This is a genomic window from Alloyangia pacifica (assembly GCF_900116195.1).
GTDB lineage: Bacteria > Pseudomonadota > Alphaproteobacteria > Rhodobacterales > Rhodobacteraceae > Salipiger > Salipiger pacificus.
Map to the genome: position 1 here is coordinate 533,832 of NZ_FOZW01000001.1, position 14,710 is coordinate 548,541.

The 14,710-nt window shown below is 66.0% G+C and carries 15 protein-coding genes; 7 read left to right on the forward strand and 8 right to left on the reverse strand.

Going from position 1 to position 14,710, the window contains the following annotated elements:
• Window positions 1–8 precede the first annotated feature (8 nt).
• Genes pstC through phoB form a run of 5 tightly spaced genes read left to right on the forward strand, consistent with a single transcriptional unit; the run spans window position 9 to window position 5,074 of the window.
• Window positions 9–1,472 (forward strand): phosphate ABC transporter permease subunit PstC, encoded by a 1,464-nt coding sequence (gene pstC / locus BM397_RS02620; RefSeq protein ID WP_092421359.1) that lies wholly within the window; start codon window positions 9–11, stop codon window positions 1,470–1,472.
• Window positions 1,472–2,824 (forward strand): phosphate ABC transporter permease PstA, encoded by a 1,353-nt coding sequence (pstA, locus tag BM397_RS02625; RefSeq protein ID WP_092421363.1) that lies wholly within the window; start codon window positions 1,472–1,474, stop codon window positions 2,822–2,824. Before pstC ends, pstA begins: the two co-directional genes overlap by 1 nt.
• Window positions 2,825–2,842: 18 nt before the next feature.
• Window positions 2,843–3,640, forward strand: a complete 798-nt coding sequence (pstB, locus tag BM397_RS02630) for a phosphate ABC transporter ATP-binding protein PstB (RefSeq protein ID WP_092421366.1) — start codon at window positions 2,843–2,845, stop codon at window positions 3,638–3,640.
• Window positions 3,641–3,643: 3 nt separating this feature from the next.
• Window positions 3,644–4,381: a phosphate signaling complex protein PhoU gene (gene phoU / locus BM397_RS02635; RefSeq protein ID WP_092421369.1), complete on the forward strand. Its 738-nt coding sequence runs from the start codon at window positions 3,644–3,646 to the stop codon at window positions 4,379–4,381.
• Between the two features lie 3 nt (window positions 4,382–4,384).
• Complete coding sequence (phoB, locus tag BM397_RS02640) at window positions 4,385–5,074, forward strand: phosphate regulon transcriptional regulator PhoB (protein ID WP_092421372.1); 690 nt, start codon at window positions 4,385–4,387, stop codon at window positions 5,072–5,074.
• A gap of 141 nt (window positions 5,075–5,215) precedes the next feature.
• On the opposite strand, the gene BM397_RS02645 is transcribed toward phoB, so the two are convergent.
• Genes BM397_RS02645 through BM397_RS02655 form a run of 3 tightly spaced genes read right to left on the reverse strand, consistent with a single transcriptional unit; the run spans window position 5,216 to window position 8,352 of the window.
• A complete protein-coding gene (locus BM397_RS02645; protein ID WP_092421375.1) occupies window positions 5,216–6,253 on the reverse strand; it encodes an HlyD family secretion protein in 1,038 nt (345 codons plus the stop codon).
• 18 nt (window positions 6,254–6,271) lie between these two features.
• The gene (locus BM397_RS02650; protein ID WP_092421378.1) at window positions 6,272–7,918 is read right to left on the reverse strand and encodes an MFS transporter; all 1,647 of its coding nucleotides are present in this window, start codon (window positions 7,916–7,918) and stop codon (window positions 6,272–6,274) included.
• Window positions 7,915–8,352 carry a MarR family winged helix-turn-helix transcriptional regulator gene (locus BM397_RS02655; protein ID WP_092421382.1) on the reverse strand — a complete coding sequence of 146 codons (438 nt, stop codon included), beginning with the start codon at window positions 8,350–8,352 and terminating at the stop codon, window positions 7,915–7,917. The genes BM397_RS02650 and BM397_RS02655 overlap by 4 nt, the downstream gene beginning before the upstream one ends.
• Before the next feature lie 458 nt (window positions 8,353–8,810).
• On the opposite strand from BM397_RS02655, the gene rpsB reads away from it, so the two are divergent.
• Together rpsB and tsf are read left to right on the forward strand one after the other, a co-directional pair.
• The gene (gene rpsB / locus BM397_RS02660) at window positions 8,811–9,581 is read left to right on the forward strand and encodes a 30S ribosomal protein S2 (RefSeq protein WP_092421385.1); all 771 of its coding nucleotides are present in this window, start codon (window positions 8,811–8,813) and stop codon (window positions 9,579–9,581) included.
• Between the two features lie 172 nt (window positions 9,582–9,753).
• Window positions 9,754–10,629, forward strand: a complete 876-nt coding sequence (gene tsf, locus BM397_RS02665; RefSeq protein ID WP_092421388.1) for a translation elongation factor Ts — start codon at window positions 9,754–9,756, stop codon at window positions 10,627–10,629.
• Between the two features lie 721 nt (window positions 10,630–11,350).
• On the opposite strand, the gene BM397_RS02670 is transcribed toward tsf, so the two are convergent.
• The 5 genes from BM397_RS02670 to BM397_RS02690 form a co-directional block, all read right to left on the reverse strand.
• Window positions 11,351–12,112, reverse strand: a complete 762-nt coding sequence (locus tag BM397_RS02670; protein ID WP_092421391.1) for a helix-turn-helix transcriptional regulator — start codon at window positions 12,110–12,112, stop codon at window positions 11,351–11,353.
• Between the two features lie 2 nt (window positions 12,113–12,114).
• Entirely contained in the window at window positions 12,115–12,552 is a 438-nt protein-coding gene (gene aroQ / locus BM397_RS02675) for a type II 3-dehydroquinate dehydratase (RefSeq protein ID WP_092421394.1), read from the reverse strand.
• A gap of 64 nt (window positions 12,553–12,616) precedes the next feature.
• Window positions 12,617–13,219, reverse strand: coding sequence for a DedA family protein (locus tag BM397_RS02680; protein ID WP_092421397.1), 603 nt, complete (start codon window positions 13,217–13,219; stop codon window positions 12,617–12,619).
• The gene (locus BM397_RS02685; RefSeq protein ID WP_092421401.1) at window positions 13,216–13,542 is read right to left on the reverse strand and encodes a hypothetical protein; all 327 of its coding nucleotides are present in this window, start codon (window positions 13,540–13,542) and stop codon (window positions 13,216–13,218) included. The genes BM397_RS02680 and BM397_RS02685 overlap by 4 nt, the downstream gene beginning before the upstream one ends.
• A 147-nt stretch (window positions 13,543–13,689) precedes the next feature.
• A complete protein-coding gene (locus BM397_RS02690; protein WP_092421404.1) occupies window positions 13,690–14,700 on the reverse strand; it encodes an NADP-dependent oxidoreductase in 1,011 nt (336 codons plus the stop codon).
• Window positions 14,701–14,710 lie beyond the last annotated feature (10 nt).

Here is a 14,710-nt window from a genome sequence, read left to right on the forward strand (position 1 = left end):
GGGGCCCGATGCCTGTTCTTTGGCTGATCCTGATCGTACTCGCGCTGGCCGTCGCGGGCTTCATCGCGGGGCGTGCGCGCGCCATCTCCGGTGCCGGAGATGATCGTCGCGCGCTGCATTCCCTGCCGAACTACTACGGCTGGAACGTTGCCATGAAGGCGATGGTGCCGGCCTTTCTCGCGTTGGTCATCTGGCTGATCGCGCAGCCCTTCATCGTCAACACCAAGGCCACCAGCCTGCTACCCGAGACCGCGATCCCCGAGGGCTCGACCCTTGGCCTCGTGATGTCCGACGTGCGGCGCGTGGCCGACGGTCTCGACCTCGCCGTCGAGCAGGGGCTGCTGGGCGCCAGTGAAGCCGCGGACCTCACCGTCACCGGCTCCGACATCCGGGCCACTCTCGGCTCGGCCGGGGTTGCCGTCGGCTCGGAAATCAGCCCCGAGATCCTGGCCGCGGCGCAGAGCTACCGCTCGAGCAACGCCACCGGCAACCTGTTGCGTTCGCTCGTGGTGATTGGTCTCGCACTGGTCGGCGGCGCGCTGGCGCTGGCACAGACCAAGCCCGATTTCCGCGCCCGCAACGCCGTCGAGCGCGGCATCCGCGCGATCCTTGTCGGCGCGGCCTCGCTCGCCATCCTGACCACCATCGGCATCGTGCTGTCGCTGGTCTTCAACACCATCGAGTTCTTCCGCATCTACCCGGCCTCGGAATTCTTCGGCTCCTTCACCTGGTCGCCGAGCTTCGGTGGCGGCTCCCAGCTCGGCATCTGGCCGCTGCTCTGGGGCACGCTCTACATCTCGCTGATCGCGCTGCTGGTATCGGTGCCGATCGGGCTCTTCGCCGCGGTCTACCTGTCGGAATACGCCGGACCCAAGTTCCGCTCGGTCGCCAAGCCCGCGCTGGAGCTGCTCGCCGGCATCCCGACCATCGTCTACGGCCTCTTCGCGCTGCTGACGGTCGGCCCGCTGCTGCTGTCGGTCTTCGGCCGCGACGGCCTGGGCTGGATGCAGGCGGGCACTGCGGTGATGACCGCGGGGCTGGTGATGGGCATCATGCTGATCCCCTTCGTCAGCTCGCTGTCGGATGACATCATCAACGCCGTGCCGCAGTCGCTGCGCGATGGCTCCTACGGTCTCGGAGCCACCAAGTCCGAGACCATCAAGCAGGTGATCCTGCCAGCGGCGCTGCCGGGCATCGTGGGGGCCATCCTGCTTGCCGCCTCGCGCGCCATCGGCGAGACGATGATCGTGGTTCTCGGGGCAGGGGCCGCGGCCCGGCTCTCGCTCAACCCCTTCGATGCCATGACCACCGTGACCGCCAAGATCGTCAGCCAGCTGACCGGCGACGCGGACTTCGCCTCGCCCGAGGCGCTGGTGGCCTTCGCCCTCGGCATGACGCTCTTCGTCATGACCCTCGGCCTCAACGTCTTCGCACTCTACATCGTGCGCAAATACCGGGAGCAGTACGACTGATGACCGACGCGACCTACACCGGCGGCAAGGAGCCCGCCAAGCACGGCCTGCTGACCGTCGATGCGCGCACCAAGAAGCGCAATGCCTCCGAGAAGCGCTTTCGTCTCTATGGCCTCGCGGCCATCGGCGCGGGTGTGTTCTTCCTCGTGGTGCTGCTGAGCGCCATCATCAGCAACGGCATCGGCGCCTTTCAGCAGACTTTCATCGAAGTGCCGGTCTACCTGGAGGAAGCCAAGCTCGACAAGACCGGCAACCGCGACCCGGCCGAAATGGCCAAGGTCTCGACCTTCGGCTACAGCCCGCTGATCCAGAACTCGCTGTGGAAGGTCGTCGTCGATAGCGGCGCAGAGACCCCGCTCGAGGATGGCGGTGACGTGAAGCAGATGATCTCTGCCTCGGCCGCCGCCAAGGTGCGCGACTGGGTGCTGGCCAACCCCGACCGCGTCGGCGAGACGGTGGACTTCCAGATCCTCGCCTCGAGCCGCGTCGACGGCTATCTCAAGGGACGCGTCAGCCGCGAGAGCATCGCCCAGGACAAGAACATCGACGCCGAGCATCTCGACCTCGTCGACGTGCTGCGCGAGCAGGGCGTGGTGCACAAGAGCTTCAACTGGGAGTTCATCACCGGCGCCGACGCCTCCGAGAGCCGCGCCGAGCAGGCCGGTCTGGGTGTGTCGATGCTGGGCTCGCTCTTCATGATGATCACCGTGCTGCTGCTGGCGCTGCCGATCGGCGTCGCCGCCTCGATCTACCTAGAGGAATTTGCGCCCACGAACCGTTTCACCGACTTCATCGAGGTGAACATCTCCAACCTCGCGGCGGTGCCCTCGATCGTCTTCGGCATCCTCGGCCTCGCGGCCTTCATCCAGTTCGCGCATCTGCCGCAGTCCGCACCGATCGTCGGTGGCCTGACGCTGACGCTGATGACCCTGCCGACCATCGTCATCTCGACCCGGGCCGCGCTGAAGGCGGTGCCGCCGTCGATCCGTGACGCCGCGCTGGGGGTGGGTGCCTCGAAGATGCAGGCCACCTTCCACCACGTGCTGCCGCTGGCCATGCCCGGCATCCTGACCGGCACGATCATCGGCCTTGCGCAGGCGCTCGGCGAGACCGCGCCGCTGCTGCTGATCGGCATGGTCGGCTATATCGCCACCAACTATCCCGAAGGGGTCTTCTCGGGCTTCCTGTCGCCGAACTCGGCGATGCCCGCACAGATCTACGAGTGGGCGAAGCGCGCCGACCCCGCCTATTACGAGCGGGCCTGGGGCGGGATCATCATCCTGCTGCTGTTCCTGCTCGCCATGAACCTGATTGCCATCGTGCTGCGCCGCAAGTTCGAGCGCCGCTGGTAAGGTATAAGGATACTTACGATGTACGACTCGCCATTGAGGAAGACCGAAGTGGACACCAACGAAAGCAAGATCTCCGCCCGTGACGTGCAGGTCTATTACGGCGACACCCACGCCATCAAGGACGTGAACGTCGAGATCCTCGACAAGACGGTGACCGCCTTCATCGGACCGTCGGGCTGCGGCAAGTCCACCTTCCTGCGTACGCTGAACCGGATGAACGACACCATCGACATCTGCCGCGTCGAAGGGCTCATCGAGCTCGACGGAGAGGACATCTACGACAAGCGCGTCGACCCGGTGCAGCTGCGCGCCAAGGTCGGCATGGTGTTCCAGAAGCCGAACCCGTTCCCCAAGTCGATCTACGACAACGTCGCCTATGGCCCGAAGATTCATGGGCTGGCAAAGAACAAGGCCGAGCTCGACGAGATCGTCGAGAAGGCACTGCGCCGCGGTGCCATCTGGGACGAGGTCAAGGACCGTCTCGACGCGCCGGGCACCGGCCTCTCAGGCGGCCAGCAGCAGCGTCTGTGCATCGCGCGCGCCGTGGCCACCGAGCCCGAGGTGCTGCTGATGGACGAGCCCTGCTCGGCGCTCGACCCCATCGCGACCAGCCAGGTCGAAGAGCTGATCGACGAGCTGCGTGCGAACTACTCGGTGGTGATCGTCACGCACTCGATGCAGCAGGCGGCCCGGGTCAGCCAGAAGACCGCCTTCTTCCACCTCGGCAACCTTGTGGAATACGGCGACACCAGCCAGATCTTCACCAACCCCGTGGACCCGCGCACGGAATCCTACATCACCGGACGGATCGGATAAGTCATGACCGACGAGCTGAAGAAACACATTGCCTCGGCCTTTGACCGCGATCTCGAGGCGATCCAGGCACAGATCCTGAAGATGGGCGGGCTGGTCGAGGTGGCGATCCGCGACGCGGCGCTCTCGCTCGAGACCCGCGACGAGGAGCTCGCCGAGAAAGTCGTCGCCGGTGACAAGGTCATCGACGAGATGGAAGAGCTGCTCAACGACGAAGCGGCCAAGGTGATCGCGCTGCGCGGCCCGACCGCGCGCGACCTGCGGGTGGTGCTCTCGGTGATGCGCATGGCCGCCAACCTCGAGCGCATCGGCGATCTGTCGAAGAACATGGCCAAGCGCACCTCGGTGATGTCGCAGCTGGCGCAGATCGAGGGCTCTGCCACCGCGCTGCGCCGCATGGCGCGCGACGTCGAGCACATGCTCAAGGATGCGCTCGACGCCTACATTCAGCGCGATGAGGCCCTGGCCTACGACGTGATCGAGCGCGACCGCGACGTCGACCAGATGTACAACACGCTGTTCCGCGAGTTCCTGACCTTCATGCTCGAGGACCCGCGTAACATCACCTCCTGCATGCACCTGCATTTCATGGCCAAGAACGTCGAGCGCATGGGCGACCATGTCACCGCCATCGCCGAGCAGGCGATTTTCCTCGCCACCGGCGAGATGCCCAAGGAAGACCGGGTCAAGGAAGACCGGACCTCCTCGGACCCGGCGCTCAGCTCCGGCGCGGATCTGGGGTAAGCCATGGCCGCCGATCAACCGACCGTTCTGGTGGTCGAGGATGAGCCGGCGCAGCGCGAAGTGCTGCGCTACAACCTCGAGGCCGAAGGCTTCCGCGTCGCCGCCGCCGGCAACGGCGAGGAGGCGCTGGTGCTGCTCGACGAGGAAAACCCCGATGTGGTGGTGCTTGACTGGATGCTGCCGAACCTTTCGGGCATCGAGGTCTGCCGCCAGATCAAGACCCGCTCGGAGACCCGCGCGCTGCCGGTCATCATGCTCTCGGCGCGCTCCGAGGAAGTCGACCGCATCCGCGGCCTCGACACCGGCGCGGATGATTACGTGGTGAAGCCCTATTCGCTGCGCGAGCTGATGGCCCGGGTGAAGGCGCAGCTGCGCCGCGCCCGACCCGCGGCTGCCGGTCTGCGGCTCGAGTTCGAGGACATCGTGCTCGACGCCGAGACCCACCGGGTGACCCGCGACGGCCAGGAGCTGAAGCTGGGGCCGACCGAGTTCCGCCTGCTTTCGACCTTCATGGAAAAGCCGGGCCGGGTCTGGTCGCGCGAGCAGCTGCTCGACCGGGTCTGGGGCCGCGACATCTACGTGGACACGCGCACCGTCGACGTGCACATCGGCCGGCTGCGCAAGGCGCTCGGCGCGCATGGCGGCGACGACCTGCTGCGCACCGTGCGCGGCGCGGGCTACGCGCTCGGCTGACAACACGGCAAGACAGCAAGCACCAGACATCGAAAGGGCGGCCCGATGGGGCCGCCCTTTGCCGTTCCGCGCTTCTTCTCTTCGACAAATACGCCCGGGGGAGACCGCCGAAGGCGGTCGGGGGCGGAGCCCCCGTAGCCGTCAGCCCCGGGCGCCGGTCTCCACCTCGACCTCGACCGAGAAGCCCGGCCGCAGCGCCGCGTTGTCCTGGCCGGGATCGATCGAAATCCGCACCGGCAGACGTTGCGCGATCTTGGTGAAGTTGCCGGTGGCATTGGAGCCGGCGAGCAGGCTGAACTCCGAGGCTGCGGCGGGCGAGAAGCCCTGCACGTGGCCGCGGAATTCCTTGCCGCCAAGCGCGTCGACGGTGAAGCGCACCGGCTGGTCGGCGCGGAGGCCGGCGAGGGCGGTTTCCTTGAGGTTGGCAATGACCCAGAGATCGGTGCCGACGTGGCTGACCAGCGTCGTGCCGGCGGTGACATATTGCCCGACATGGGCCGAGACCTGCCCGAGGCTGCCATCGGCGGGGGCGTGGATCTCGGTGTGGTCGAGGTCGATCTTGGCCAGTTCCACCGCCGCCTCGGCGCTGGTCACATCGGCCTTGCGCGCGGCGATCTGCAACCTTGCGCTGGCGGTCGCCTCGCGGCTGACCTGAAGCTGCGCCTCGGCCTGCCGCACCGCGGCCTGCGCCTGACGCAGCGCGAGGTCGGTCTGGTCGGCGCTCGATTGCGAGGTCACGCCGCGCTCGCGCAGCTTGGTCATCCGGCCCGCGTCGGTCTGCGCGGTCTCCAGTGTCGATTGCGCCGAAGCCAGCGCCGCCTCGGAGGCGTGCTCGGTGGCGACGGCCGAGCGTACGCTCTGCTCGGCCACGTCCACGGCCGCCCGGGCTGCATCGAGGCTGGCCTGTGCTTGTGACAGCTTTTGGCGATAGGTTGAGGGATCGATGCGGGCGATGAGATCACCCTGCTTGACGGTCTCGAAATCGCTCACCGCGACTTCCGACAGGTAGCCAGATAGTTGCGGGGCCAGCTGGGTGACCTTGCCGCGCAGGTAGGCGTTCTCGGTCGAGGGATGCGCCGCGGAGAACGGCGGCAGGTGCCAGGCGAAGAGCAGCAGCAGAACGCCGGCGATGCCGATGGCCGAGGCGATGAGGGTCGGGAGGGAGAGGAGTTTCTTCATGTGTCTTGCTCGAAAGGATCAGGAGGTCTGCGGCTCGGTCTCGGGGCGCAGCATGCGCGCCGCCAGCCAGTCGCGGAAAAGGTGGAGCCCCAGTGCGCAGAGCGCGGCCAGCGCGACGAGGGCGGTGAGGAAATAGGCGTCGTTATAGGCCATGACCGTGGCCTGCTGCGAGGCGGTGGAGGCCAGCTGAGCGACCGCCTGCGCCTTCAGCTGGGCGCTGTCCTGCAGCTGCGGTGCGAGCTGCTTCATCGTGGCTGCCAGGGTGGCACTCACCCCGGTGTCGCCGCTGGTCAGCTGCTCCGAGAGCACTTGCAGGTGAAAGGCCTGCCGGATGTTGATTACCGTGCGGAACAGCCCCGATCCGAGGATGCCGCCGGCGCTCTGCGTGACCAGGAAGACGATGACGAAGGACAGCAGGTACATCGGGCCCTTGCTCAGCGCCGCGATCAGCCCCTTCATCATCGCCGGGGCCATGAAGAGCATCGAGGCAAAGGCGATCAACGCCTGGCTGATGATCATCTGTTCGGGACGGGTGAGCAGCGTCGAGCTGCTGTCGAGGTAGGCGCCGAGCGCGATGAGCGCCAGCGCGGCGGCGTGATAGGCTGGCTCGCGCCCCGGTTTCATCCAGCCGACGCAGGCCAGAGCGCCGAAGACGGTCGCCACGCAGATCACACTGAAGAGGCCAGCCATCTGGGCGTTCCCCAGTCCCAGCGCCTGGAACATGCCCGGCGCGCCGCTGCTCTGCTCCGAGAGCAGCAAGCGGAACAGGAAGAGGGTGAAGGCGAGGTGCAGCATCGCCGGGGACATCAACCAGCGGATGTCGATGAGCGGCGCCTCGCGGTGCAGTTCGATCACCACCGCGGCGGTCAGCGCGGCCAGCGAGGCGGCGAGCAGCAGGCCGAGCCAGGGCAGCGCGGTCCACCAGTGTATCGGTCCCAGGATGAATCCGGTCACCAGCCCGCCAAGGCCAAGGGCGATCAGGCCGAAGCTGAGGAAGTCGATCTTCTGGATCACCTTGGAATGCGGCGTCGGGGTCAGCGGCAGCAGGTAGACCAGCATCAGGCAGATCATTGACAGCCCGAGCGTGGTCAGGTGGATGCCGACAAGCCCGCCATCGCCGATGAGTGCCGGAGAGATCACCCGCGCCAGCGACGGGCCCGTGGTCAGCAGCACCAGCGCGAGGGGCAGGCCAAGCCGGAGCTTCCACTGCTGCGCCAGCGGCTCGAGGATGTAGAGAAACGCCAGCGTCGAGAGCGGCGCCGCCGCGACCCCCGACAGGAACTGCAGCACCACCGCCGAGCGCAGGTCATTGATCCAGACCGAGGCGAAGGCCACCACCACGTAAACGGCGATGCCGATCTCGGCGAAGCGGCGCAGCCCGTATTGGGTCCGCAGCTTGATGAGCATGATGGTCAGCGAGGCGCGGGGGATCATGTAGGCCGCCAGAAGCCAGCTTGCCTGCGTTGTGGTGATCCCCAGATCCCCGGAGATCTGCGGCAGGTTGGCGGTGATGAACCCCTGTCCGAGCCCCTGCGTGATCCCCACCAGTGTTGCAGCAAGCAGGTAGGGCATCGCGCGCGCCAGCGGCATGCCGGGAGCGGGGGGCGGCGGCGCTGCGGGCGCGGGGTCCGCCGCCGGCGTGTTTGTGGCTGTAGCGTCGCTCATTGCGAGGTCAGTCCCGTTGCGTTGAGGGCGATGCGCTCCAGGGTGCGCTGCGCGGCGGCCTGGTCCTCGGGCGAGATGCCTTCCAGCAGCTCGGCGCGGACGCGCTCGAGGAACCCGGTGATCTTGCTCGAGCGGGCTTTCTGAGTCAGGTGCAGGGCGCGCTTGCGGGCATCGCCGTCGAGGGCGCGCCGTTCGATGAACCCGGCCGCTTCCAGCGCGTCGATCTGGCGCTTGAGGGCAGGGGCCTCGATGCGCAGCGCGCAGGCCAGTTCCGCCTGTGTCGCGCCCTCGCGCCGGGCGAGCTCAGAGACTACCCGCGCCCGGGAGAGGGTCAGTCCGACCTCCTGCGCGCTGGCGTCGTAATGGGTGCGGATCTCCCGCATGACCTCGAGCAGCGCTTCGAGAAGGCGGGTCTGGGTCTGGATATCGGACATGGCGGCATCTGCCTGGTTTGACTCGGTGCTTAACTGGGAAGGTACTTAACAGGGTAACTACTTTCTGCAAGGCAGCGTCACAGGGCCGTGACTATGGTTCTGCGCACAGCAGTTGTGCGGGCGGGGCGCTGCCGCCGCCGCCCGGGTACAGGCGCCTCTCTCGGAAGGAGCGTCGCCCCGCACGTGGGCGGGTGCCGCATCTTGGAGCCCCGTTTGAAAGCCCGCTTGAAGGCTCTGGCGCGCTCCTCTAGGCAGGCGCAGCGCGCCTTCATGGCCGGGCCGCCGAGAAAATCGGGCTGGCGGGCTTGCGTGTTCACGGGAACGGGAGTATAGGCGCGCCCACGAGAACGCCGCAGGCGGGGTCGGGCCTTTGGGGGAGACATCCTCAAGCGTCCACCGGTTGTCCGAGAGGATGAGCCCCCGCTGAGGATTTATGAAACCGGAAAGGATATACGGACATGGCTCTCCCCGAGTTCACCATGCGCCAGCTGCTTGAAGCAGGCGTGCACTTCGGCCACCAGACGCAGCGTTGGAACCCCCGCATGGGCGAGTTCATCTACGGTGCGCGCAACGGCATCCACATCATGGACCTGACGCAGACCGTCCCGATGCTGGACGCTGCTCTGAACGCCATCCGCGAAACCGTTGCCAAGGGTGGCTCGGTTCTCTTCGTCGGCACCAAGCGCCAGGCTCAGCAGCCGATCGCCGAAGCCGCAGAGAAGTGCGCACAGTTCTACATGAACCACCGCTGGCTGGGCGGCACGCTCACCAACTGGCAGACCGTTTCGCAGTCGATCCAGCGCCTGAAGACCATCGATGAGCGCATGGAAACCGGCGCCGAAGGTCTGACCAAGAAAGAGCGCCTCGGCATGGAGCGCGACCAGACCAAACTGCAGGCGTCGCTCGGCGGCATCCGCGAAATGGGCGGTCTTCCCGACATGCTGTTCGTCATCGACGTCAAGAAAGAAGCGCTGGCAGTTGCCGAAGCCAACAAGCTGGGCATCCCGGTCGTCGCCGTCGTCGACACCAACTGCTCGCCCGAAGGCGTCGACTACATCATCCCCGGCAACGATGACGCGGCCCGCGCCATCTCGCTCTACTGCGACCTCGTCTCGCGCGCAGCCCTGGACGGCATGACCGGCCAGATGGAAGCCGCTGGTGTCGACCTCGGCGCCCTCGAAGACGCGCCGGCAGAAGAGCTGCTCGCCGAAGCAAACGCCGGCAAGTAAGCCGGTCGCGCCCGCCGCGCATCGCGGGGCGGGCGTCGCGTGACCAACGCGCCGGGCCGGGACCGCCAGATCGGCGAGACGCCCACTGTCGCGAAAGCGTCACGAAATCATGACAGGAGCGGGTGGCCCGGGGCAGGGCCGCCCCACCGGATTTGAGATGAGGAGAGCCGAGATGGCGATCACTGCTGCACAGGTTAAAGAACTGCGCGAGATGACCGGCGCAGGCATGATGGATGCCAAGAAAGCGCTGACCGAGACCGACGGTGACATGGAAGCGGCCATCGACTGGCTGCGCACCAAGGGCCTCGCGAAAGCCGCCAAGAAGTCCGGCCGCACCGCGGCTGAAGGCCTCGTGGCCGTTGAAGTCAACGGTGGCGTTGGTGTCGCCGTCGAGGTGAACGCCGAGACCGACTTCGTTGCCAAGAACGCCGAGTTCCAGGCGATGGTCAGCGACATCGCGGGTGCTGCCCTGACCGTCGACAGCGTGGAAGCGCTGAACGACGCCGAGATCGGTGGCAAGAAGGTTGCGGACGTCATCACCGACAAGATCGCCAAGATCGGCGAGAACATGACCCTGCGCCGCATGGCGAAGATCGAAGGCGAGACCGTTGCAAGCTACGTGCACAACGCGGCAGGCGCTGGCCTCGGTCAGATCGGCGTGCTGGTTGCCCTGACCGGCGGCAGCGAAGAGTTCGGCAAGCAGGTCGCGATGCACATCGCAGCCACCAACCCGGCCTCGCTGAACGAAGCCGAGCTTGACCCGGCCATCGTCGAGAAAGAGCGCCAGGTCCAGATCGACATCGCGCGCGAGTCGGGCAAGCCCGACGCCGTGATCGAGAAGATGATCGTCGGCCGCATGAAGAAGTTCCTCGCCGAAGTCACCCTGCTGGGCCAGCCCTTCGTGGTGAACCCCGACCTGACCGTCGAGCAGGCTGCCAAAGAGGCAGGCGCCACGATCACCGGCTACGTCCGCCTGCAGGTTGGCGACGGCATCGAGAAGGTCGAAGAGGATTTCGCGGCAGAAGTGGCCAAGGCTGCTCAGGGCTGATCGCCCTTCCGCACTCCGAACCGAAAGGGGCGCCTTGTGGCGCCCCTTTTTCTGTGGGGAGCGTCCGAATTTCCGAAAGACAACCTCACGGGCCGCCGGTGCTGGGTATCGCGCGCTGGACCCGTGCGCCGGGCAGAGGTGAGCCGCAATCCCGCTGGTCCTGTCCGGGCCATCTGCGTTTCATAAGATCGATCGGTGCGCCGCATATCTTTCGGCCAATTTCCGGGACTAAGGTCCACTGATCTGGTGCTCGGGAAAATCCTGCCTGCAACGATCCTGAAACGACACGGAGCCGCCCCGAAGGACGGCTCCGATCACCTGATGTTTTCGGCACCCCAAAAACATTTGGGGATGAGGCCAGGGCGCCGATACAGGAGCGCCAAGCCGCACCCAGGCAAAAATTTCCCAGGTTCGACTCGGCTCCGGCGATGCCGGGAGGCTGGCAGGGCCCCGAAATCACGGGGAATAACAGTCTCGAGTTCCATGGCCAAAGCCACCACTCACGGAACAGTCTGAGTTTGCATCGTCGGGCGACGTAGGGGAAGGGGGCGTCGAGGCAGAGGTGTGATTTAGATCGAATTCTGGAAAGATTTCTGCCACAGTTTCACGAAAGTGAAAACTTTGAATAAGTAACTCTGAATCCGCCGCATTTTAGAGCAGCGAGGGTGCGAATTGTTTCGCCATTCGATTCGAGTTGTGAAAAAAGTTAACTCTTTTACTCTTATATACCTAGAGTGAACATTTGGTTAAGAAATGTCGCCTTTGCGACAGCTTGAGCCGTCGTTTCCACGTTGAGTGTGTCTCTTGCGCGACGCAGATGCTTTTCCACGGTGGCCTGTGTGAGCCCCATGATTTGCGCAATGTCCTGCATCGTCTTGCCGTCGCCGACCCATTCCAGGGCCTCGCGCTGGCGCGGGGTCAGCGACTGATCGGGTGGAATGTAGGGTAGGGTGAGTATGCGCAGGTGCAGGACGTTGTTGTGCAGCAGCAGCGTATCGCCATGCGCGGCCCAGATGCGGTCGACCTCGTCCTGTGACATGCCGGGGCGGGCGGTGAGCGCGATGGCGCCCTTGGCGCGATGCGAGAGCGACTTGAAGCCGATGGTATAGCCGGCGGTGACCTGCTGCGCGGCGTTGAAGGCAATCACGCGGCGTGCATCCTCGTTCAGCGCGCCGCGCGCAAGGGCCTCGGACGTGACTGCCCAGGACCGTGGGCCGTCGTTTTCCAGCGCCCAGCGAACCATCGGTGAATGGCGGTAGAGGCCGTTGCCGATGAATTCCCGCGTATAGGCGGGCCGGTGATTTGTGAGCACGAGAAAATCGTTCGGATCCCCGAGCGAGGTCGGCGTGCGGTAGCGGGTAAACCCGTAAAGAAGACGATCGAACCCGAAGTCGGCCATCCGTGCCACATGCATCGACCAGGCGGTCTCGATGCTGTCTGCATTGGTCAGCGCCAGCAGATGGGCCCGATCGTCCGGGGTCATCGCTAGCGGTCCAGGTGCGAGACCAGCGCGTCCATTGCCAGCGTGTAGCCGCGCGGCCCGAAGCCGCAGATCACGCCGAGCGCGACCTTGGCGATGTAGCTGACATGGCGAAACTCTTCGCGCGCGTGGACGTTCGACAGGTGCAGTTCGATGGTCGGCACCTCGGCGGAGCTGATCGCATCCATCAGGGCGACCGAGGTGTGGGTGTAGGCGCCGGCGTTGAGGATGATGCCGTCCTTGGTGCCGCGCGCGGCGTGGATCGCGTCGATCAGCGCGCCTTCGTGGTTGCTCTGCGCGAAGTCGAGCGAAACGCCGAGCGTCTCGGCGTGGGCGCGGCACATGGCCTCGACATCGGCGATGGTCGTACGTCCGTAGACCTCTGGCTGGCGCAGGCCAAGCAGGTTGAGGTTGGGGCCGTTGAGAATGAGCAGCGAATGCATGGAAAGTCTCCGGTAGTTCCTGCCCAGATAGCGCGCGCGTGATCGGCTTGTCCAGAAAACCCGCTCAGCGCGGTCCGTGTGGCCGGTGCTTGCGGAGCATGACGCCCGCAGCGAGGGCGACGGCGAGTGCCGCCAGCAAGGTGGTCACGTCGCTCGACAGTTCGGCGATCTGCGGGATGAACGGCGCGAAGCTTGCGCCGAGCGCCATGTAGCTGCTCGCCCATACGATTTCTCCGGCGAGGTCGGCCAGCGAGAAGCGCAGCCAGCTCAGGCCGCCGGCGCCGGCAACCACGTTCATCGCCGGTCCCAGCGGTGCGATCAGCCAGCGCGACAGGAACACGGCCATCGGGCCACGGGCGGCCAGAAGCGCAAGCGCGCGTTTCGTGGTCGTATCGCTCCGCTGCGCGACTCTGGGGCCCAGCAGCCGTCCCAGCCAGAAACCGAGCTGGTCGCCGAGCAGCGCTGCGCAGAGCGCCGTGAGCGCCGCGGCGACGACCGGCAGTTCACCGGCCGCGGCGAGCGTTCCTGCGACCAGCACCATCAGCGAGGCCGGAAGCATCGGAACCCCGAGCGAGGCAAGCATGACGGTGCCTCCAAGCACCGGCAGCCCAAGCTCCGGCAGCAGTGCCAGCACGGTGTCGCTGAAGCTGCCGCTGACCTCGGTCATTGCTTTTGCGCCTCGATGACCGCGGAGACCTCGATGAGAAGCTGCGCCAGCGGCTCTTCGCGCAACTCGGCGATTTCCTCGAGGCTGAGCGGCTCTCCGGGTTGCGGCGTGAGGCCGAGCGCCGGGCCGAGGCTGTGGTGCGGCAGGTGATGCGAGCGTTCGAGGTAGCCGAGCGTCATCCAACCCTCGGGCGCGACGTTGCGATGCGACGGATCGGCCCAGTAGAGCGCGTGACGCACGGTGCGCACGCCGACAAAGGTCGCGGCGATCAGCGCGAGGGCGAGAATGGCGATCAGGATACGGCGGGCGGGCGTTCTGCGCATGATCCGAGGATGCGAATGTTTTCGCGTTCAGTCAAAGAGATAAAGCGGTGCGTTCAGACATCCATCGATGGATTTAGAAACCATAATACCAATTATAAGATATCGATGTGCGGGGCTCCGGGGACCCCGCACCGATGTTTTGCGCGTTCAGACACGCACCAGTTGCTTGCCGAGGTTTGCACCGCTCATCATGCGCAGGAATGCCTCGGGCATCCGCTCGAACCCCTCCAGAACGTCCTCGCGGTAGCGGATATGCCCCTCGGCCTGCCATTGCTGCAGATGCCGGAACGCCTCGGCGCGCTTGTGCCACCAGTCAAAGACGATGAGACCTTCGATCCGCGCACGGGTCACGATGAGCCGCGCGCTGGCACGCAGGCCGATGTCCTCGCTCGCGGGCTTGTCCACCACGGCGATGCGGCCGCAGATGATCGCGCGCGCGCGTGTGGCGAGCTGCGAGAGCGCGACGTCGTGGATGTGCCCCCCGGTATTGTCCCAGAAGACATCGATCCCCTGCGGACAGGCCTCGGTGAGCTTTTCGGCCATCTGCGGGTCGCGGTGCGAGATAGCGACATCGAAGCCCAAATCCCTGCAGTAGTTCAGCTTTTCCTCGCTTCCCGCGATGGCGATCACGCGCGCGCCCATGAGCTTGGCGATCTGACCGACGATCTGTCCGACCGCGCCCGAGGCCGCCGAGACCACCACCGTTTCGCCCGGCAGCGGACGGCCGATCTCGGTAAGCCCGACGTAGGCCGTCAGGCCCGGCATCCCCAGCCAGGACAGCGCGGCCTGCGGCGGCACACCCTCGGGCACGCGGTTGGTGGCCTGTGATCCCGGCAGGTCTGGGCTCAGCACCGCGTGGGTCTGCCAACCCATCTCCATGCTCTCGGCCAGGTCTCCGACCTTCCAGCCCGGATGCGCCGAGGCGATCACCTCGCCGACGCCACCGCCCTGCATCACGCCGCCCGGCGCGACGCCCGCGGCATAATTGGCTCCTGGGCTGATCCGTCCGCGCATGTAAGGATCGAGCGAAAGCCATTGGGTTTTCACCAGAATCTGCCCCGGATGCAGCTCGGCGATCGGCGCTTCCTCGAGCCGCCAGACGTCTTCGGTCGCCGCGCCCTGCGGGTAGTGGTCGAGCACCCATTTGCGGTTCATCATCGCTTTCGCC

Bases quoted from the DNA above. Each gene is read 5' to 3' on its own strand.
- aroQ (WP_092421394.1), bottom strand. From the start codon at position 12,552: ATGCATTCGCTGCTCATTCTCAACGGCCCCAACCTCAACCTGCTTGGC.
- phoB (WP_092421372.1), top strand. From the start codon at position 4,385: ATGGCCGCCGATCAACCGACCGTTCTGGTGGTCGAGGATGAGCCGGCG.
- pstB (WP_092421366.1), top strand. From the start codon at position 2,843: ATGTACGACTCGCCATTGAGGAAGACCGAAGTGGACACCAACGAAAGC.
- BM397_RS02655 (WP_092421382.1), bottom strand. From the start codon at position 8,352: ATGTCCGATATCCAGACCCAGACCCGCCTTCTCGAAGCGCTGCTCGAG.
- phoU (WP_092421369.1), top strand. From the start codon at position 3,644: ATGACCGACGAGCTGAAGAAACACATTGCCTCGGCCTTTGACCGCGAT.
- BM397_RS02670 (WP_092421391.1), bottom strand. From the start codon at position 12,112: ATGACCCCGGACGATCGGGCCCATCTGCTGGCGCTGACCAATGCAGAC.
- BM397_RS02690 (WP_092421404.1), bottom strand. From the start codon at position 14,700: ATGATGAACCGCAAATGGGTGCTCGACCACTACCCGCAGGGCGCGGCG.
- tsf (WP_092421388.1), top strand. From the start codon at position 9,754: ATGGCGATCACTGCTGCACAGGTTAAAGAACTGCGCGAGATGACCGGC.
- BM397_RS02685 (WP_092421401.1), bottom strand. From the start codon at position 13,542: ATGCGCAGAACGCCCGCCCGCCGTATCCTGATCGCCATTCTCGCCCTC.
- BM397_RS02680 (WP_092421397.1), bottom strand. From the start codon at position 13,219: ATGACCGAGGTCAGCGGCAGCTTCAGCGACACCGTGCTGGCACTGCTG.
- BM397_RS02650 (WP_092421378.1), bottom strand. From the start codon at position 7,918: ATGAGCGACGCTACAGCCACAAACACGCCGGCGGCGGACCCCGCGCCC.
- pstA (WP_092421363.1), top strand. From the start codon at position 1,472: ATGACCGACGCGACCTACACCGGCGGCAAGGAGCCCGCCAAGCACGGC.
- rpsB (WP_092421385.1), top strand. From the start codon at position 8,811: ATGGCTCTCCCCGAGTTCACCATGCGCCAGCTGCTTGAAGCAGGCGTG.
- pstC (WP_092421359.1), top strand. From the start codon at position 9: ATGCCTGTTCTTTGGCTGATCCTGATCGTACTCGCGCTGGCCGTCGCG.
- BM397_RS02645 (WP_092421375.1), bottom strand. From the start codon at position 6,253: ATGAAGAAACTCCTCTCCCTCCCGACCCTCATCGCCTCGGCCATCGGC.